Annotated in this window: 16 protein-coding genes; 8 read left to right on the top strand and 8 right to left on the bottom strand. The window is 73.5% G+C overall.

Annotated features, from left to right (window positions below; translation table 11 throughout):
- Positions 1-121 precede the first annotated feature (121 nt).
- Positions 122-598: a hypothetical protein gene (locus ACZ7H1_RS16565; protein ID WP_470787324.1), complete on the bottom strand. Its 477-nt coding sequence runs from the start codon at positions 596-598 to the stop codon at positions 122-124.
- A 163-nt stretch (positions 599-761) separates the two neighbouring features.
- Positions 762-1046 carry a peptidase gene (locus tag ACZ7H1_RS16560; RefSeq protein ID WP_470787286.1) on the bottom strand — a complete coding sequence of 95 codons (285 nt, stop codon included), beginning with the start codon at positions 1044-1046 and terminating at the stop codon, positions 762-764.
- Positions 1047-1133: 87 nt separating this feature from the next.
- Here ACZ7H1_RS16560 and ACZ7H1_RS16555 point away from each other — a divergent pair, with 87 nt between their 5' ends.
- The gene (locus ACZ7H1_RS16555) at positions 1134-3299 is read left to right on the top strand and encodes a protein kinase domain-containing protein (RefSeq protein ID WP_470787284.1); all 2166 of its coding nucleotides are present in this window, start codon (positions 1134-1136) and stop codon (positions 3297-3299) included.
- 103 nt (positions 3300-3402) lie between these two features.
- On the opposite strand, the gene ilvD is transcribed toward ACZ7H1_RS16555, so the two are convergent.
- The 4 genes from ilvD to ACZ7H1_RS16535 all read right to left on the bottom strand — a co-directional run bounded on the left by ilvD (position 3403) and on the right by ACZ7H1_RS16535 (position 8767).
- Positions 3403-5253 (bottom strand): dihydroxy-acid dehydratase, encoded by a 1851-nt coding sequence (ilvD, locus tag ACZ7H1_RS16550; RefSeq protein WP_470787282.1) that lies wholly within the window; start codon positions 5251-5253, stop codon positions 3403-3405.
- Positions 5254-5349: 96 nt separating this feature from the next.
- Positions 5350-5964: a TetR/AcrR family transcriptional regulator gene (locus ACZ7H1_RS16545; RefSeq protein WP_470787280.1), complete on the bottom strand. Its 615-nt coding sequence runs from the start codon at positions 5962-5964 to the stop codon at positions 5350-5352.
- Positions 5961-6794, bottom strand: coding sequence for a sugar phosphate isomerase/epimerase family protein (locus ACZ7H1_RS16540; RefSeq protein WP_470787279.1), 834 nt, complete (start codon positions 6792-6794; stop codon positions 5961-5963). The genes ACZ7H1_RS16545 and ACZ7H1_RS16540 overlap by 4 nt, the downstream gene beginning before the upstream one ends.
- A 1043-nt stretch (positions 6795-7837) precedes the next feature.
- Entirely contained in the window at positions 7838-8767 is a 930-nt protein-coding gene (locus ACZ7H1_RS16535) for a Ppx/GppA family phosphatase (protein ID WP_470787278.1), read from the bottom strand.
- A gap of 152 nt (positions 8768-8919) precedes the next feature.
- Here ACZ7H1_RS16535 and ACZ7H1_RS16530 point away from each other — a divergent pair, with 152 nt between their 5' ends.
- The gene (locus tag ACZ7H1_RS16530) at positions 8920-9714 is read left to right on the top strand and encodes a DUF3109 family protein (protein WP_470787322.1); all 795 of its coding nucleotides are present in this window, start codon (positions 8920-8922) and stop codon (positions 9712-9714) included.
- Positions 9715-9875: 161 nt separating this feature from the next.
- On the opposite strand, the gene ACZ7H1_RS16525 is transcribed toward ACZ7H1_RS16530, so the two are convergent.
- Positions 9876-11723, bottom strand: coding sequence for an RNA polymerase sigma factor (locus ACZ7H1_RS16525; protein WP_470787276.1), 1848 nt, complete (start codon positions 11721-11723; stop codon positions 9876-9878).
- A 217-nt stretch (positions 11724-11940) separates the two neighbouring features.
- On the opposite strand from ACZ7H1_RS16525, the gene radA reads away from it, so the two are divergent.
- Positions 11941-13395 (top strand): DNA repair protein RadA, encoded by a 1455-nt coding sequence (radA, locus tag ACZ7H1_RS16520; RefSeq protein ID WP_470787275.1) that lies wholly within the window; start codon positions 11941-11943, stop codon positions 13393-13395.
- A 112-nt stretch (positions 13396-13507) separates the two neighbouring features.
- Positions 13508-14632 (top strand): DNA integrity scanning diadenylate cyclase DisA, encoded by a 1125-nt coding sequence (disA, locus tag ACZ7H1_RS16515; protein WP_470787273.1) that lies wholly within the window; start codon positions 13508-13510, stop codon positions 14630-14632.
- 93 nt (positions 14633-14725) lie between these two features.
- Here disA and ACZ7H1_RS16510 read toward each other — a convergent pair whose 3' ends face one another.
- Positions 14726-15583 (bottom strand): hypothetical protein, encoded by an 858-nt coding sequence (locus ACZ7H1_RS16510; protein ID WP_470787272.1) that lies wholly within the window; start codon positions 15581-15583, stop codon positions 14726-14728.
- 167 nt (positions 15584-15750) lie between these two features.
- Between ACZ7H1_RS16510 and ACZ7H1_RS16505 the strand changes: the two genes are divergently transcribed.
- The 4 genes from ACZ7H1_RS16505 (at position 15751) to ACZ7H1_RS16490 (ending at position 18764) form a co-directional block, all read left to right on the top strand.
- Positions 15751-16362, top strand: coding sequence for a phosphatase PAP2 family protein (locus ACZ7H1_RS16505; protein ID WP_470787271.1), 612 nt, complete (start codon positions 15751-15753; stop codon positions 16360-16362).
- 31 nt (positions 16363-16393) lie between these two features.
- Entirely contained in the window at positions 16394-17383 is a 990-nt protein-coding gene (locus tag ACZ7H1_RS16500) for an HhH-GPD family protein (protein ID WP_470787321.1), read from the top strand.
- 173 nt (positions 17384-17556) lie between these two features.
- Entirely contained in the window at positions 17557-18117 is a 561-nt protein-coding gene (locus ACZ7H1_RS16495; RefSeq protein ID WP_470787270.1) for a SigE family RNA polymerase sigma factor, read from the top strand.
- Between the two features lie 35 nt (positions 18118-18152).
- A complete protein-coding gene (locus ACZ7H1_RS16490) occupies positions 18153-18764 on the top strand; it encodes a hypothetical protein (RefSeq protein ID WP_470787268.1) in 612 nt (203 codons plus the stop codon).
- Position 18765: the final 1 nt, after the last annotated feature.

Here is an 18765-nt window from a genome sequence, read left to right as displayed (position 1 = left end):
AGCCAGATGGATACACCCTGGCGCGACACGCCGATGGACACTGCGCCGTACGGGCGGGACGCGGGGATCCGGGCCGCTCCGGGGGTAGGGGTCCGGTCCCGGGGAGGGTCCGGGGAGGGCCCTACTTCTTGCGCTTCGGGCGGCGCGCCGCCGGATTGCCCGTGCGGGCCGAGCGGCGGCGGTGGAACTGCTGGACCGCCTGCTCGTACTCGGCGCGGGCGAGCTGCTCGCCCGGGGCCTCGTAGAGGGAGCGGAGGAAGTACGCGATCAGGCCGCCGATGAAGCCGATCGCCTTCAGGCCCTTCAACGAGGCCTCGTCCGACGACGCCCGCGGCCGGCGGGTGAAGGACTCCCAGGCCTTGGCGAAGGCGATGGAGCTGCAGATCGCGAACATCACGACCACGGAGATCGAGACGAAGCTGCCGACCTGGCCGATCTCCAGGCCCTCGTACGCGAAGCGCAGCAGGAAGGCACCCGCCACGGCCCCGAACAGCGAGCCCGCCGCGACGCCGACGCGGCGCAGGACGTAGTTGCCGTCGTGGTTCAGCCACGTCGTGCCGAAGAAACGGATCTCCTCGGGCTGCGGCCCCACGGGCAGGGGTCCGGAATCGGCCGCCCCGGACGCGCGGTCGGGCTTCTCGTTCGGTTCGTCGCTCACACCAGCGATTATCCCCCGCCAGTCCGTGGACCCATCGGGGACGCACGGTCACGGATCACTCGCGCGCCGTGCCCCCGGCCGGTCCCGTTACGAGCAGCGCGGCTTACGAGCAGCGCGGCGCGATGTAGCCGTCCGCACCCGTGTTCACGTAGGCGTCGGCGACGTACTGGCCGTTGCCGATGTTGTCCCAGATGTTGCTGGTGCCGTAGGGCCCGGACACGTTCGTCCCGGGGCACTGGCAGTTGATGGGCACGGAAGCGCCGTACGGCAGGACCTTCACGATGCCGTAGCCCGTACCCGGGCCGCTGCGGACGTTCACGCGGTAGCCCGGCGCGACCGGATAGCGCTTCGTTATGGCCTCAGTGGTCATGTGATGCCCCTCCCCCATTGCTTCACCGTGCGTCACTCGCGCAGGTTAGCAAGGCTCGACTAGGCTCCATGGGCGCGCCGGCGTACAAGCACACGGGGGGTGGGCATGCCGCGCCCAGCAGATTCAGCACAGCCGACCCAGCCGGAATACGCCGGCCAATACCAACTGGAGTCCGTTCTGGGTTCCGGCGGAATGGGGGTCGTGCACCTGGCCACCTCCGCCTCCGGACTGCGGCTCGCCGTGAAGGTCGTACACGCGGACTTCGCCGCGGATCCCGAGTTCAGGGCCCGTTTCCGCCAGGAGGTCACCGCGGCGCGGCGCGTCTCCGGTGCCTTCACCGCGGCCGTCGTCGACGCCGATCCCGACGCCGAACGGCCGTGGATGGCAACCCTGTTCGTGGACGGGCCGACGCTCTCCGAACGCGTCAAGCGGAGGCCGCTGGAGACCTCCGAACTGAGCCGCCTGGGCGCCGGACTCGCCGAGGCGCTGCGCGACATCCACCGGGCGGGTCTCGTCCACCGGGACCTCAAGCCGAGCAACGTCCTGATGGCTGCGGACGGCCCGAAGGTCATCGACTTCGGCATCTCGCGCCCGTACGACAGCGATCTGCGCACCGAGACGGGCAAGTTGATCGGGACGCCGCCCTTCATGGCCCCGGAGCAGTTCCAGCGGCCGCGGGAGGTCGGGCCGGAGGCGGACGTCTTCGCGATGGGCGCGGTCCTGGTGCACGCCGCGACTGGCCGCGGCCCCTTCGACTCGGACAGCCCGTACCTGGTCGCCTACCAGGTCGTGCACCACGAACCGGACCTGTCCGGGGTGCCCGCGGAGCTGACCCCGCTGATCGCGCGGTGCCTGGAGAAGGACCCCGCCCGCCGGCCGACCACGGACGCACTGATCGCCGAGCTGCGCTCGGCCGCGTACCCCACCGCGGAGGACACGCGCGCCTTCATCCCCGCGCCCCGGCAGCCGGACCGCGACGAGGAGACCCACCGCCGCGTCCGGATCGCAGACGCCGCTGCCGCTGCCGGGCCCGTACGACCGCGCCGTGCGCGACCGGGGCGGCCGAGGCCCCGCCGCCGGCCGGTGCTCACCGCCGCCGGGCTGACGCTGCTGCTGACCGCCGGGGCGGTCGGCACGTACGTCCTGTGGCCCGAGGGGACGACGCCCGCCGGGCCGGCCGCGCGCGCCGCGACCGCGCCCGAGCCCTTCCGCCCCTGGGCGGTCCCGGTGGTCGACGACGGCCGGGAGGTCCGCACCCCCGTCTGCTCCCATGCCGGGAACTCCGTCTACTGCACGGGCCCCGGCACCACCGCGGTCCGGCTCAACGCGGCCGACGGCACGGCCCGTTGGACCGTCAGGGCACCCGACCGCCACGACCGCGAGGAGGAGAACCGGCCCCCGGTGCTCGCCGGCGGACTGGTCCACACCGTCACGTCGGGCAGCAGCAAGCTGGAGGCGCTGGATCCCGCGACCGGCGCAGCACGCTGGTCCGTGCCGTTCTCGTCGTACTCCGGGCTGCTGCACGCCGGTCCGGCGCGCGACACCGTCCTGCTGATGGCACCGGACGGCCGGGTCACGGCCCTCGACTCCGCGTCCGGCAGGCAGCGGTGGTCGGCCCGGGCCGGCGGCGTCGGCTCGTCCTGGGTCCCGGGCCCCGGGGGCGGCGAGGTGCTGATCGCGACGGCCTCGGCGAACGGCACGTCCACGCAGGTCCGGGCCGTGGACACGGCGACCGGCTCGGTCCGCTGGCACCTGCGGATCCCCGGGACGCTCACCCCGATCGGCACCGGCGACGGCGCCCTCTTCCTCCAGCGGACCGACCTGGACGAGCTCACCGACGCCGTGGTGCGCCTGGACCTGGGATCCCGCCGGGTCCGCCAGGTGGTCCTGCCGCTCAAGCTCGACCAGGCGCAGGCGACGACCGGCCCGGACGGGACGGTGTACCTCTTCGCCGCCGGGGGCGCGCTGGTCGCCGTACGGACGGACGGCGCGCCCGCGGAGCGGTGGCGGCTGGAGACGTCGGTGGCCCGCGGCTCCCGGCCGGTCTTCGCGGACGGGCGGGTGTACCTGACCGCCGCCGACGGGAGGCTGCTCGCGGTGGACGCGACGGCCGGCAGGCTGCTCGGGCAGACCGGACCGCGGATGGACGGCGGCCGCTACACCTTCACCGCGATGGTGCCGGCGCCGCTGCCCGCGGCCGGCCGGGTCTTCGCCGGCGCCCCCGACGGATCGGTCTTCGCGGTGGCCGGCCGGGACCCGGCGGCCTGGTAGCACGAAGGAGCCGGCCCCATTGGGACCGGCCCCTCCCCCGACTACGGGCGCCCGGCTACGTGCGTCCGGCGCAAACGATCAAGGGCAACCCAACGCTCGTGCTTCAGCCGAGCAGGGAGACGTCCCGCACGGCGCCCCGGTCCGCGCTCGTCGCCATCGCCGCGTACGCGCGCAGCGCCGCCGAGACCGTACGTACCCGGTCCTTCGGCGCGTACACGCCGCCCAGCGCCTCCCGCCGCGCCGCCAGCGTCTCGTCGTCGACGAGCAGCTCGATGGAGCGCTTCGGGATGTCGATGCGGATCCGGTCGCCGTTCTCGACGAGCGCGATCGTGCCGCCCGAGGCCGCCTCCGGGGAGGCGTGGCCGATGGACAGGCCGGACGTACCGCCGGAGAAGCGGCCGTCCGTCACCAGCGCGCAGGTCTTGCCGAGGCCGCGGCCCTTGAGGAACGACGTCGGGTACAGCATCTCCTGCATGCCGGGGCCGCCCTTGGGGCCCTCGTAGCGGATGACGACCACGTCGCCCGCGGTGATCTGCTTGGAGAGGATCTTCTCGACGGCCTCGTCCTGGGACTCGCAGACGACGGCCGGGCCCTCGAAGGTCCAGATGGACTCGTCGACGCCGGCGGTCTTCACGACGCAGCCGTCCTCGGCGAGGTTGCCGCGCAGGACCGCGAGGCCGCCGTCCTTCGAGTACGCGTGCTCGACCGAGCGGATGCAGCCGCCCGCGGCGTCGAGGTCGAGGGTGTCCCAGCGCTCGGACTGGGAGAAGGCGGTCGCGGAGCGCTTGCAGCCGGGGGCCGCGTGCCACAGCTCCATGGCCTCGGCCGAGGCGGTGCCGGAGCGGGCGTCCCACTCGGCGAGCCAGTCGTCGAGGTTGTCGGAGTGGACGGAGGTGACGTCCTTGTTGAGGAGCCCGCCGCGGTGCAGCTCGCCCAGGATGGCGGGGATGCCGCCGGCCCGGTGGACGTCCTCCATGTAGTACGTACCGCCGGGGGCGACGTTCGGGGCGACCTTGGCGAGGCACGGCACGCGGCGCGAGACCTCGTCGATGTCCTTGAGGTCGTAGTCGAGTCCGGCTTCCTGGGCGGCGGCCAGCAGGTGCAGGATCGTGTTCGTCGAGCCGCCCATCGCGATGTCGAGGGCCATGGCGTTCTCGAAGGCCGCGCGGGAGGCGATGTTGCGCGGCAGGACGGACTCGTCGCCGCCCTCGTAGTACCGCTTGGTGATCTCCACGACCGTACGGCCGGCGTCTTCGTACAGCGCGCGGCGGGCGGTGTGGGTGGCGAGGACGGAGCCGTTGCCGGGCAGCGCCAGGCCGATGGCCTCGGCCAGGCAGTTCATCGAGTTGGCGGTGAACATGCCGGAACACGAACCGCAGGTCGGACAGGCGTTCTCCTCGATACGGAGGATGTCCTCGTCCGAGACGTTCTCGTTGACGGCGTCGACGATGGCGTTGACCAGGTCGAGCTTGCGGACGGTGCCGTCGACGAGGGTGGCCTGGCCGGCCTCCATCGGGCCGCCGGAGACGAAGACCACCGGGATGTTGAGGCGCATCGCGGCCATCAGCATGCCCGGGGTGATCTTGTCGCAGTTGGAGATGCAGATCAGCGCGTCGGCGCAGTGGGCTTCCACCATGTACTCGACGCTGTCCGCGATCAGGTCGCGCGAGGGCAGCGAGTAGAGCATGCCCGCGTGGCCCATCGCGATGCCGTCGTCGACCGCGATGGTGTTGAACTCGCGCGGGATCGCGCCCGCCTCGCGGATCGCGTCGGAGACGATCCGGCCGACGGGGGCGAGGTGCGTGTGCCCGGGCACGAACTCGGTGAAGGAGTTGGCGACCGCGATGATCGGCTTGCCGATGTCCTCGCTCGCTACGCCCGAGGCGCGCATAAGGGCGCGCGCGCCCGCCATGTTGCGGCCGTGGGTGACGGTGCGGGACCGGAGCTCGGGCATCGGGTTCACTCCCCATGAGACACGGATCTGACGCTTACGAGCCTACGCTCACCCTCCAAGATCTGGACAGCCCGTCCGGATGCCGGGACGGAGGGATCACCCTTCGGTCAGGTACCGCTGGAGCGTCGGGGCGACCATGGCGACGATCTCCTCCGGGTCGGCGGAGGCGAGCGGCTCGACCTGGACGACGTACCGCAGGATCGCGATCCCGACCATGTGCGAGGCGGCGAGCTCGGCCCGGAAGGTGGGGTCGGGTACGTCGAGGTCCTGCGCCACCCGCTCCAGCAGCCGGCGCAGCACCAGGCGGCGCAGCACCTTCGCGGCCGCCTCGTGCGTGAGCGCCGAGCGGATCACGGCGAGGAGCGGGGCGCGGGTGGCCGGGTTCTCCCAGACGCCCAGGAAATAGCGGGCCAGCCGCTCGCCGATGCCGTCGGGCCCTTCGCCCAGGAGCGCGGGGACGAGCAGGGCGGGCTCCATGCTCATCTCGACGGCGGCCTCGAAGACCTCTTCCTTGGTGCCGAAGTAGTGGTGCACGAGGGCCGGGTCCACTCCGGCTGCCTTCGCGATGCCGCGTACGGACGTCTTGTCGTAGCCGCGCTCGGCGAACTCGTCGCGGGCGGCGAGACGGATGCGCTCCTGCAGGCCGCCGGGGGCGCTCTCGGCCTCGGCGCGCGAGGGACGGCCGCGGCCGCGGCGGGGCTGGGCGGTCACGGGCGGGGCACCCGGGGGGTGCGCAGCGCCGACGCGAGGTGGAGCCGGGTGAAGGCCAGGGCCTCGGCGAGATCGGCTTCGCGCTCGGCGGCGGACATCGCGCGGCGGGTGTTGACCTCGATCACGATGTGCCCGTCGAACCCGCCCAGCGCAAGGCGCTCCAGCAGCTCCGCGCAGGGCTGCGTGCCGCGGCCGGGCACCAGGTGCTCGTCCTTGGCGGAGCCGTTGCCGTCGGCGAGGTGGACGTGCGCGAGGCGGTCGCCCATCCGGTCGATCATCGCGGTCGCGTCGACGCGCGAGGTCGCGGTGTGCGAGAGGTCGACGGTGAAGTGGCGGTAGTCGTCCTTGGTGACGTCCCAGTCGGGCGCGTACGCGAGCATCTCGCGGTCGCGGTACCGCCACGGGTACATGTTCTCCACGGCGAACCGCACGTCGGTCTCGTCGGCCATCCGCCAGATGCCCTGCACGAAGTCGCGGGAGTACTGCCGCTGCCACCGGAACGGCGGGTGCACGACCACGGTGGACGCACCGAGCTTCTCGGCGGCCGCCTGCGCCCGCTGGAGCTTGGTCCACGGGTCGGTGGACCAGACCCGCTGCGTGATCAGGAGGCAGGGGGCGTGGATCGCGAGGATCGGGACCTGGTGGTAGTCGGAGAGCCTCCGCAGGGCCTCGATGTCCTGGCTGACGGGGTCCGTCCAGACCATGACCTCGACGCCGTCGTAGCCGAGGCGCGCGGCGATCTCGAAGGCCGTCGCCGTCGACTCCGGGTAGACCGAGGCCGTGGAGAGGGCGACCTTCGCATCGGGGATGCGCACGACTCGTTCTGCCACGCAGACAGGGTACGGGCCCCCGCCGCCCCCCTGCGCTCGCCCTCCCACCGGTCCGCTGCGCTCGGCTCGGGCGGGCGTCATCGGCCCGGCCGCGGGCCGCCGGGGCTGCGCCCGCGCTCCGCGCGGGCCGGGATACCCACCCGCACCACCCGTGCGGCCGAGTGGGCACGGCTGAGGTCCCGCAGTGGGAGGCCACCCACCGCCGCCGACTTCCCCGCCGTGCACCCGACCACCCTGCGGCCTGACGACCGCCCCACCGAGCTCTACTGCTGACAAGCGCCCGCCGCCGGACGACCACGGCTGTCCAGCGGCCGCTGCCGGCCTATGCCCGGCCACAAACAGCCCGGCCGCCGCCGAAACGAGAAGAGCGCGTAGCGATCGATGGCGGCCTATGCCCAACCACGGCCGGTCCGGAGGCCGCCGATCGGCCGCGGCCGTGTAGCGATCTGCCGCGTGCCCTTCCGCCCGAAGGGCGGGCCGCGCCCCCGACCCCGCTCCACGGGCCCAGGGGGACCGGCACCGGGCCCCGTCCCCCCTGCCGTCCCTCCCCCTCCGGGGGATGCTCGCAAGTCTGTGGACTTCCGGGACGGGACGGGCGGTCAAGGGTGGAGCGAAGCGGAATCGCGAAGCGACGCGACGACGAGGAACGAGGAGGAGCGCCCTTGAGGGCACGGCCCGGCACGGACGGACACTCAGACATGCGGGCAGACCACGGAGAACCCCGCCACCCCGACCCACCGCAAACCCGCCCCCGCCACCGCCCAGCCGTCACGCTGACCGCAGCACACCTCGGCTCCGCCGAGTGCCGATGCCCCGGACCCGCCTCCGGGGACCGTCAGGAGCCGGCGCGGCACCGACCCCCGACTGGCCATCGTGCCGGCTGCCGGTCGGGCCGGACCCGCCGAGGGGCCAGTGCCCCACCACCGGCAGACAGCAGCCCGCGCGCGGGAGAGGCCGGCCCGACAAGCCCTGCCTCCCCTGCCTCCCCTGCCTCCCCGGCTCCCCCTGCCTCCCCCGTCTCCCCCTGCCTCCCCCGTCTCCCCCTACTCCGGCAAGTGGTCCAGCCTCCGGAGGATGAGGCCCTCGCGGAGGGCCCACGGGCAGATTTCCAGTTCGTCGACCTGGAAGAGGTCCATCGCCGCCTCCGCCACCAGCGCACCCGCCAGCAGCTGCCCCGCGCGCCCTTCCGAGACCCCCGGCAGGGCCGACCGCTGGGCCACCGTCATCGCCGCCAGCCGCGGCACCCACTCCTCCAGGGCCTTGCGGCTCAGCTCCCGCTGTACGTACAGCCCCTCCGCCGAGCGGGCCGCGCCCGCGATGCGGGCGAGCTGCTTGAACGTCTTCGAGGTGGCCACGACGTGGTCCGGCGACCCGAAGCGCGCGAATTCGCCGACCGTACGGGCGATCTGCGCCCGCGCGTGCCGCCGCAGGGCCTTCACGTCGGCGGGGTCCGCCGGGTCGCCCGGCAGCCAGCCCGCGGTGAGCCGGCCCGCGCCCAGCGGCAGGGAGACCGCCGCGTCCGGCTCCTCGTCGATGCCGAACGCGATCTCCAGCGAGCCCCCGCCGATGTCGAGCACCAGCAGCCGCCCCGCGGACCAGCCGAACCAGCGGCGTACGGCCAGGAAGGTCAGCCGGGCCTCCTCCGGACCGCTGAGGACCTGGAGGTCGACGCCCGTCTCCTCGCGTACGCGGGCCAGCACCTCGTCGGCGTTCGTGGCCTCCCGTACCGCGGAGGTCGCGAAGGGCAGGACCTCTTCGCAGCCCTTGTCCTCGGCCGCCTGCACGGCTCCCGCGATCACCCCGACGAGCTTGTCGATGCCGTCGGGACCGATGGCGCCGTTCCCGTCGAGCAGCTCGGCGAGACGCAAATCCGCCTTGTGCGAGTGCGCGGGCAGGGGGCGCGCGCCGGGGTGCGCATCCACCGCCAGCAAGTGAATCGTGTTCGAACCCACATCAAGGACACCGAGTCTCATAGACGGAAACGCTACTGCGACTCGGTACGGACGCCCGCCACTCGGGGGGTATGGATGCCGTAAGGCCCGCTTAGGCTTGTGTTGTGCCAAATACGAAGAAGGCCAAGCAGCCGAAGTCGGCCAAGCCCTCGAAGCAGAAGGGCGACGCCGAGGTGTCCAAGGCGTCCAAGGCGTCCAAGGCGGGCAAACAGTCCACCGTGAGCGACGAGGTGGAGATCGACTTCCCCCGCGCGTGGGTGGAGTTCCCTGATCCGGGCGACGACGAGCAGGTCTTCCGGTGTGACCTGACCTGGCTGACCTCCCGCTGGACCTGCATCTTCGGCAGCGGCTGCCAGGGCATCCAGGCCGGCCGGGCCGCCGACGGCTGCTGCACGCTCGGCGCGCACTTCTCCGACGAGGACGACGAGAAGCGGGTCGCCGAGAACGTGGCCCGCCTCACGCCCGAGCTGTGGCAGTTCCACGACGTCGGCACCGACACCGGCTGGGTGCAGAAGGACGACGACGGCGAGCGGCAGACCCGGCGCTGGGAGGGCTCGTGCATCTTCCAGAACCGCCCCGGCTTCGCCGGCGGCGCCGGCTGCTCGCTGCACATCCTGGCCCTCCGCGAAGGCCGTGAGCCGCTGGAGACGAAGCCCGACGTGTGCTGGCAGCTCCCGATCCGGCGTACGTACGACTGGATCGACCGGCCGGACGACACCCGCGTGCTGCAGGTGTCGATCGGCGAGTACGACCGGCGGGGCTGGGGTCCGGGCGGTCACGACCTGCACTGGTGGTGCACGTCGGCCACGTCGGCGCACGGAGCGGGCGACCCGGTCTACGTCTCGTACCGTCCCGAGCTCACCGAGCTGATGGGCAAGGCGGCCTACGACAAACTCGTCGAGCTGTGCGAGCAGCGCCTGGCCTCGCTGCTGCCGATGGCCCCGCACCCGGCGGATCCGCGCGACTGAACCCGCACCACCGGCGCCGGGGGGCGCCCCCCCCCCCCCCCCCCCCCCCCCCCCCCCCCCCCCCCCCCCCGTGCCCCCCCCCCCCCCCCCCCCCCCCCCCCCCCCCCACCGGCACCGGCACCGGCAGCCCGCACCGCCCCACCCCGCCACCCAGCCCCTCCCTACGGCGTCCCCCCGGGCGGGGTCCCGTCCGAGGGGGAAACCGTTCCTTCTGTGGCCGTGGGTGTGGGCGTCGGAGTCGGCGTCGGCCCGCCCGTCGGGGTCGGCGTGGGCGTCGGCGTGGGAGTGGGCGTCGGGGTCGGCGTGGGGGTCGGAGTCGGCGTCGGCCGGTAGGTCGGCCGGTCCGTGGGCGGGTTCGGCGGGCGGGGCGGGGTCGCGCCGCGGCCCTCCACCGAGATCACCGCACCGCCCGGGTCCACCCCGACCCTCGCGCTCCAGGGCCCGGCCGGTTCGGCCGTGTGATCGACGGTGATGCGTACGGTGAACGTTTCGCCAGGCCGGAGCACCCCCGAGGAACGGCTCGCCCACAGCCAGGGCGCGTCCGACCACAGGTGCCAGGAAACGGGCGACCCGCCGGAGGCGCTGAGCACGACCAGCGTGGTGCCGCCGTCGGAGAGCGCGTCGACGGTGAGCCGCCCGGGGCCGCGGCTGCCCGGGGGCGCGGGCTCGGCGGGCGCGCCGGTGCTGATCACTTCGACGGACACGTCGGGACTCCGGCCGACGCCGGTGAAGCGGGGGTCGGGGCGGGTGCGGGCATTGCCCGCGTTCTCGTAGGCCTCGTACGGTCCGCCCGCCGCGCGGGGGTGCCCCTCGCTCTCGCTCGCGGAGATCCGGGTGGTGCCCGGACCGCTCTCGCCGGTCACGGGGGCTGCCCGGTACGCGGCCCACAGCGCCAGGACCGGCGCGGCGACGACGGTCGCGACCACGGTCGTCGTGACCGCCCGGGCCCGCAGCCGGTCGCGGCGGGCGGCCCGGTCCCGGGGGTCCACGGGGAAGCCGGTGCGGTCGAACCGGGGGCCCGCTCCGCGCGAGCGCGGGACCCGCAGCCGGGCGAGGTGCACGGCCGACCGGGGCGCGGGGACGAGCGGCAGCGAGGCCGTACTGAGTCCGCCGGAACCCGGCCAGGGGCCGCCCGCGCCGACGCGCTCGGCCACGCGGCGGCAGCGCGGGCAGTCGTCGACGTGCCGGACCAGTTCGGCGCGCAGGGCGGTGGACAGGAGGAGCTGGCTGTCGCCGGTGAGCCGGGAGACCTGGGGGCAGCTGCCGGTTTCGACGACGGCGAGGGCTGCGCGGGTGCGTTCCACTTCGCAGGCGGCGCCCGCGAGGAGGTCGCGGGCGGCGGCGGAGGTCAGCCCGAGGACGGCGGCGACCTCGGGAACGGCGAGGCGGTGGCGGACGGCGAGCTCGAGGGCCTCGCGCTGCTCGGGGGTGGTGCCGGCGGCCTCGGGCCAGGCGAGCCGGGCCAGTTCCGCCTGCCGGACCCCGGGCCCGGCTGCGGCTCCCGCCCCGCTCCCCGCGCTCGAACCAGCCGAACCAGCCGAACCAGCCGAGCGGGCATCAACCGCACCCGAATCTCCCGAACCGCCCGGATCACCCGCCGAGGGCCGTGGGGGCGCCTGTGCAGGCGCATGGGCCGAGACCGGGGTGCGGGCGTGCTCCCGGGTGCGCTCCGGCGCACGCCGGGCGCCATGCGCCCCCGGCCGGGTCCGCCGCTGCTCCGCGAGCTGCCGCAGGCAGGCCCAGCGGGCCAGCGCGTACAGCCAGGCACGGTGGCCGCCCGCGTCTTCCGGGCAGCGTCCGGCCTGCCGTTCGGCCACGGCCAGGACGTCCGCCAGGGCGTCGGTGGCCACGTCGTGGTCGCACAGCACCGACAGGCAGTACGTGAACAGACCATCCAGATACGGCTCGTGGCGGGAAGGGGGCGGCTGATCCGCGCCGCGGGGCGCAGGCCCGTGCGCCCGGTGTGCGCCGGTGCTCGGCGCGGGGTGCCTCTGGCTGCTGCTTGTCACTCGGTGACCGTAGGTGCCGCGCAAGGGACACCCCGGAAGCCTTCAGCACTTTTAATTCTTACGGGTGAACAGATCGCACAAAAGAGGGCACGGCTCGTTGACACCTTCACCGCGGCCCCCCCCTCCGAGCGACCGCGGCCCCCCTCCAAGCAGCCGCGGCGCCCCCTCCGGACGCCGGGCCGGCCGCGCTGTCAGCCCCGCCCGCTACGGTTGCGGCATGGCTGCCCGTACATCCCGTTCATCCGCCAAGGACCGGCCGTCCTACCGCTGCACCGAGTGCGGCTGGACCACGGCCAAGTGGCTCGGCCGCTGCCCCGAGTGCCAGGCCTGGGGGACGGTCGAGGAGCAGGGCGTGGCCGCCGTGCGCACGACCGCGGCCGGCCGGGTCTCCACCGCCGCCGTGCCCATCGGCCAGGTCGACGGGCGGCAGGCCACGGCCCGCAGCACCGGCGTCGACGAGCTGGACCGGGTGCTGGGCGGCGGGCTGGTGCCCGGGGCGGTCGTACTGCTCGCGGGCGAGCCGGGCGTCGGCAAGTCCACGCTGCTGCTCGACGTGGCGGCGAAGGCCGCCAGTGACGCGCACCGCACGCTCTACATCACGGGCGAGGAGTCCGCGAGCCAGGTCCGGCTGCGCGCCGATCGCATCAAGGCCCTGAGCGACCACCTCTACCTCGCCGCCGAGACCGACCTGTCGGCCGTCCTCGGGCACCTCGACGCGGTGAAGCCGTCCCTGCTGATCCTCGACTCCGTGCAGACGGTGGCCTCCCCCGAGATCGACGGCGCCCCCGGAGGCATGGCCCAGGTCCGCGAGGTCGCGGGCGCCCTGATCCGCGCGTCCAAGGAGCGCGGCATGTCGACGCTCCTGGTCGGCCACGTCACCAAGGACGGGGCGATCGCCGGTCCGCGTCTGCTGGAGCACCTGGTCGACGTCGTCCTGTCCTTCGAGGGCGACCGGCACGCCCGGCTGCGCCTGGTCCGCGGCGTCAAGAACCGGTACGGCGCGACGGACGAGGTCGGCTGCTTCGAGCTGCACGACGAGGGCATCACGGGGCTGGCGGATCCGAGCGGCCTGTTCCTGACCCGGCGGGCCGAGGCGGTGCCCGGCACGTGCCTGACGGTGACGCTGGAGGGCCGCCGCCCGCTGGTCGCGGAGGTGCAGGCGCTGACCGTCGACTCGCAGATCCCCTCGCCCCGGCGCACCACCTCGGGACTGGAGACCTCCCGGGTCTCGATGATGCTGGCCGTGCTGGAGCAGCGCGGCCGGATCAGTGCGCTGGGCAAGCGGGACATCTACAGCGCGACGGTCGGCGGCGTGAAGCTCTCGGAGCCCGCCGCCGACCTGGCCATCGCCCTGGCACTGGCCTCGGCGGCGAGCGACACCCCGCTGCCGAAGAACCTCGTCGCGATCGGCGAGGTGGGCCTCGCGGGCGAGGTCCGCCGGGTGACGGGGGTGCAGCGCAGACTGGCGGAGGCGCACCGGCTGGGCTTCACGCACGCACTGGTTCCGGGCGATCCGGGCAAGGTCCCTGCGGGCATGAAGGTCGTCGAAGTGGCCGACATGGGAGACGCCCTGCGGGTGCTTCCGCGCAGGCCGGCCCGCGGAAGGAGTGCCTCCGCGGAAGGGGGCGGCGGAGGGTCCGCGGAGGGTTCCGCGCGGGCCGACCACCGGTAGCCACCACGGGGGCACAGTGGGCGCCGGTAGACTTTGTGCTGGTCCGCCCGCCCGTACGCACGTCCTGGTGCCCCCGGTGCCGGGCGGCGACACCCGCGACCGGAGGAGTGCAGTGGCAGCCAAGGACGGGGCAGCAGCATCCGGGAAGTCCGGCGCGAGCTCCAGACACGAGGCGCTGATGCGTGCCTCCCTGAGCGCGGTCGCCCCTGGTCAGGCCCTGCGTGACGGCCTGGAGCGGATCGTCCGGGGGAACACCGGCGGCCTGATCGTCCTGGGGATGGACAAGGCGGTCGAGTCGATGTGCACCGGCGGTTTCGTCCTCGACGTGGAGTTCACCGCGACCCGGCTGCGGGAGCTGTGCAAGCTCGACGGCGCGCTCATCCTCGACAAGGACATCACCAAGATCCTCCGGGCCGGTGTGCAGCTGGTCCCGGACGCGTCGATCCCCACCGAGGAGACCGGCACCCGGCACCGTACCGCCGACCGCGTCTCCAAGCAGTGCGGCTTCCCGGTCGTCTCCGTGTCCCAGTCGATGCGTCTGATCGCCCTGTACGTGGACGGCGAGCGCCGGGTCCTGGAGGAGTCCGGGGCGATCCTGTCCCGCGCCAACCAGGCCCTGGCCACCCTGGAGCGGTACAAGCTGCGCCTGGACGAGGTGGCGGGCACCCTGTCGGCGCTGGAGATCGAGGACCTGGTGACGGTCCGCGACGTGACGGCGGTCGCGCAGCGGCTGGAGATGGTCCGCCGGATCGCGACCGAGATCGCCGAGTACGTCGTCGAGCTGGGCACGGACGGCCGGCTGCTGTCCCTGCAGCTCGACGAGCTGACGGTCGGCATCGAGCAGGAGCGCGAGCTCGTGATCCGGGACTACGTGCCCGAGCCGACGGCAAAGCGTTCCCGCACCGTCGACGAGGCGCTGGCCGAGCTGGACTCCCTGACCCACGCCGAGCTGCTGGAACTGCCCATCGTGGCGCGGGCCCTGGGGTACACGGGCTCGCCCGAGACCCTCGACTCCGCCGTCTCGCCGCGCGGGTACCGGCTGCTGGCGAAGGTGCCGCGGCTGCCGGGCGCCATCATCGAGCGGCTGGTCGAGCACTTCGGCGGACTGCAGAAGCTGCTCGCGGCGAGCGTGGACGACCTGCAGACGGTGGACGGCGTCGGCGAGGCCCGCGCGCGCAGCGTGCGCGAGGGCCTCTCCCGGCTGGCCGAGTCCTCGATCCTGGAGCGGTACGTCTAAGGGCTGTCCCGTGCAGCACGTCCCGCGTCCCGCGATAGCCGAGCGGTGGGGCCGGCGACGGCCGAGGGCCGGCGAGGGTCCCGCCCGGCCGCGTCAGTCCTTCTCCAGCCGGAAGGACACCGTCAGGTCCTTCATGCCCGGCGCCTTCACCTCGACGATGTACGTGCCCGGCTGGGCCGCGCCCGGCGGCGGGGTGGCGCACCGGGCGGCGCTGGCCTTGCGGTTCCACTCCACGGCGTGCGTGACCGAGGACTTCGACGGCACGCGCAGGAAGACGTTGCCGGCGCCCGCGGGGCAGTCTGCGGAGGACCACATCGGCGCGTCCGCGCCCGCCCTGGTGATCGTCAGCACCGCCGTCTTCGGACCGAGGTCCATCTTGCAGGTGGAGACGGAGTTGTTGCTCGCGATGATGTCGAAGCGCGGCAGGTCGGTGAGCTCGTAGTCGTTCTTCGCGCTCTCGATCCGCCACTCCACCGCACCGGGCGCGCAGTTGGGCACCGGGGAGTTCGCGGGGACCTGGGCGCCGCCGTCCGAGCCGCTCGATCCGCCGGAGGCGCCGGCGGGCGTGCCGCCCGGGTCGCCGTTCTTGCCGGTGCCCGTGCCGGCATCGGCGCCGCCGTCCGCGCCCGTGCCCGCCGCGCCGCCGGTCCCGGCGTCCGTGCCGCCGTGGTCGCCGCCGCTGCCTCCGGAGCCCGTACCGCCCGACTCGTCGCGCCCACCCGGGTACCGACTGATCGCCGAACCGGAGGGGTTGGGACCGGGGCCGATCGAGCCGCCCGATTCCCGACCGGGGTTGGTCCCCTTGGCGTCCGTACTGCCCGTTCCGCCACTGGAACTGACGGCCCATACGGCGAGCAGCGCGAGCAGCGCCATGACGGACGCGAGGACGGCCCTCCGGCGCCAGTAGATGGAGGAGGGGAGCGGTCCGACCGGATTACGCAGAGATCCCACGGAGGGAACTTTACGAGAGATCAGGTGCCGATCCGCGCCCCACCCGCCGCGCGGTGGCCATGTTTTGCCGGTTTGCCGATCATCATCCCGCGACCGGGCCCCTGAGCGGCGGGAATACACCTGGGGTTGGATGCAAGGCTTAAACATATTTACGTAGGGTCTACCTGGTGAACACCTCGGACCTGTACCGCGACGTGACGGATTTCGCCCACTCCACCCCGGGCTGGGTGCAAGCGGCCGTCGAGATATGGACCGAGGCCGGCATCGTGCTCTTCGGCCTCCTCTTCATCGCCGTGTGGTGGCGGGCCCGCCGCCTGGACGACCAGACGCTGGCCCTCGCGGTCCTCGCCCCGCTCGCGACGGCCTTCGGATACGTCGTCTCCGAACTGCTGAAGTCCGCCGTGCAGGAGGAGCGTCCGTGCCGCGCGGTGGCGGGGGCGCTCACCTCACTGGCCACCTGCCCGCCTTACGGCGACTGGTCCTTCCCGAGCAACCACTCCGCCATCGCGGGCGCCTCCGCGATCGCCCTGGCCATGGCGGTGCCCCGGCTCACCCTGCTGACCGTCCCCATGGCGCTGCTCCTGGCCTTCTCCCGCGTCTTCCTCGGCGTGCACTACCCGCACGACGTCGCGGTCGGCCTGCTGCTCGGCGGCGCGGTCACCGCCCTCGCCGTCGTGGCCCTGACCGGCCCCGCCGGTACGATCGTCCGCTCGGTCCGCGCGAGCGGGGTGTCCGGGGCCGTGTGGTTCACCGGTCCGGGGCCCGCGCGCCAGGGGTGAAACGTGCCAGGATGCGTCTGTCATGACTGCGATGCCTGCCACCCCCGCCACCGTCAGCTCCCACGCCTCCGCCGGCTCCTCCGCACCAGCAGCACCGGGGACACCTGCAACACCGGGAACACCAGCAGTACCGGGCGTGCCCGCCGACCCCGCCGTCCTGCACGAACCCGTCGTCGCCTGGTTCGACGAGCACGCCCGGGACCTGCCCTGGCGCCGCCCGGAGGCCGGGCCCTGGGGTGTCATGGTCAGCGAGTTCATGCTCCAGCAGACTCCCGTCGCCCGCGTCCTCCCCGTGTACGAGCAGTGGCTGGCCCGCTGGCCGCGCCCCGCCGACCTGGCCGCCGAACCCCCCGGTGAGGCGGTACGGGCCTGGGGCCGGCTCGGCTACCCGCGGCGCGCGCTGCGGCTGCACGGCGCGGCCGTCGCCATAACGGAACGCCACGGCGGCGACGTCCCGCGCGACCACTCCCAGCTGATCTCCCTGCCCGGCATCGGCGAGTACACGGCCGCCGCGGTCGCGTCGTTCGCGTACGGGCAGCGGCATGCGGTGCTGGACACGAACGTCCGCCGCGTCTTCGCCCGCGTGGCCTCCGGGACGGAGTACCCGCCGAACGCCACCACCGCGGCCGAACGGCGGCTGGCCCGGGCGCTGCTGCCCGAGGACGAGGAGACCGCGGCCCGCTGGGCGGCCGCCTCCATGGAACTCGGCGCGCTGGTGTGCACCGCCAAGAACCCGGACTGCGCCCGCTGCCCGGTCGCGGGCCGCTGCGCCTGGCTGCTCGCGGGCAAGCCCGCGCACGACGGACCGCCGCGGCGCGGGCAGACGTACGCCGGCACGGACCGCCAGGTGCGCGGCAAACTCCTCGCCGTACTGCGGGAGGCCCTCGGGCCGGTGCCGCAGTCCGTCCTCGACACCGTCTGGGACGAGCGGGTGCAGCGGGCCCGGGCGCTGGACGGGCTGGTCGCGGACGGGCTCGTGGAGCCGCTCGCCGGGGGGATGTACCGGCTGCCGCTCGGCTGACGGTCCCGTACCGTGACCGGCCTGCTACCCGGCTCCGACCGGGCTGTTACACAACCTATGGCCGTCCGTGCGCACTCCGACGTCTGGCTCGCACAGCCTCGTGACAACGCCTCCGTACCTTCGAATCCGTGAGCAGCGGAACGGATGCGGTAACGGAACGGAGGCGGTCTGAGATGGCGCACGGCGAGGTGCTCGAGTTCGAAGAGTACGTCCGCACCCGTCAGGATGCGCTGCTGCGCAGCGCCCGGCGCCTGGTTCCGGACCCGGTGGACGCACAGGACCTCCTGCAGACCGCGCTGGCCCGCACGTACGGCCGCTGGGACGGCATCGCCGACAAGTCCCTGGCCGACGCCTACCTCCGCCGCGTCATGATCAACACGCGCACCGAGTGGTGGCGCGCCCGCAAGCTCGAAGAGGTCCCGACCGAGCAGCTCCCCGACGCGAGCGTCGAGGACGGTGCCGACCAGCGCGCCGACCGCGCCCTGCTGATGGACATCCTCGGAGTTCTCGCTCCCAAGCAGCGCAGCGTGGTCGTGCTGCGACACTGGGAGCAGATGAGCACCGAGGAGACGGCCGCGGCGCTCGGAATGTCGGCAGGTACCGTGAAGAGCACGCTGCACAGGGCACTGGCCCGGCTCCGCCAGGAGCTGGAGAGCCGGAACCTCGACATGCGTGCCCTGGAGCGCGGAGACCACAACGTTCATCACGAGGGGCGGGAGCGGTGCGCGGCCTGAGCGGCAGACGCCTCGGCGGAGGCTCTCTGACAGTCATGTCGGCGGGGACGGTCGTCCTCGCCGGCACTGTGCTGTTCACGGTCGCCTGTTCTTCGGGGGGTGCGGGCCTCAAGGACGAGGGACCCGCCCGTTCGGAGCAGGCGGCGAAGTCGGTGCCGACGCCGGGCATTTCGCGCCCCCCTGCCTTCAAGAAGGTGGACGCGGTGGCGCTGGTCAAGGCGGACCCGAAGGTGAGCACCGAGGTCAAGCGCGACCTGAAGCCGTGCGTGGGCACGGAGTACCCGGTCGACGTGACGTACGGGAAGGTCACCGCGAACTCCGCCGAGGACGTGGTCGTCAACGTGCTGTCGTGCGCGGACGCCGTCGGGGTGGGCTCGTACGTGTATCGCAAGACCGGAAGTTCGTACGAGAATGTGTTCGCGGACGAACAGCCTCCGGTCTATGCCGAGATCGACCGGGGCGATCTCGTGGTGACCAAGCCCGTGTACGGGAAGAGCGACGCGCTCGCCTACCCGTCGGGGGAGGACGTGATCACGTACCGCTGGGCAGGGGACAGGTTCATCGAGCACGACCGCGTGCACACGGACTACAGCAACACGGCCGACGGCGGGGGCCAGCCCGCCCCGGCCGTCACACCGAAGAACTGAG

The organism is Streptomyces sp. NPDC037401, from assembly GCF_055602345.1.
Note: the sequence above shows the minus strand (reverse complement) of the source record. Positions and strands in the feature narration are given on the sequence as shown.

What these genes read in the sequence shown, in the direction of transcription:
- ACZ7H1_RS16560 (WP_470787286.1), bottom strand. Translation starts at nt 1,046, where the DNA reads ATGGGGGAGGGGCATCACATGACCACTGAGGCCATAACGAAGCGCTAT.
- ACZ7H1_RS16555 (WP_470787284.1), top strand. Translation starts at nt 1,134, where the DNA reads ATGCCGCGCCCAGCAGATTCAGCACAGCCGACCCAGCCGGAATACGCC.
- ilvD (WP_470787282.1), bottom strand. Translation starts at nt 5,253, where the DNA reads ATGCCCGAGCTCCGGTCCCGCACCGTCACCCACGGCCGCAACATGGCG.
- ACZ7H1_RS16490 (WP_470787268.1), top strand. Translation starts at nt 18,153, where the DNA reads ATGTCGGCGGGGACGGTCGTCCTCGCCGGCACTGTGCTGTTCACGGTC.
- radA (WP_470787275.1), top strand. Translation starts at nt 11,941, where the DNA reads ATGGCTGCCCGTACATCCCGTTCATCCGCCAAGGACCGGCCGTCCTAC.
- ACZ7H1_RS16535 (WP_470787278.1), bottom strand. Translation starts at nt 8,767, where the DNA reads ATGAGACTCGGTGTCCTTGATGTGGGTTCGAACACGATTCACTTGCTG.
- ACZ7H1_RS16500 (WP_470787321.1), top strand. Translation starts at nt 16,394, where the DNA reads ATGCCTGCCACCCCCGCCACCGTCAGCTCCCACGCCTCCGCCGGCTCC.
- ACZ7H1_RS16495 (WP_470787270.1), top strand. Translation starts at nt 17,557, where the DNA reads ATGGCGCACGGCGAGGTGCTCGAGTTCGAAGAGTACGTCCGCACCCGT.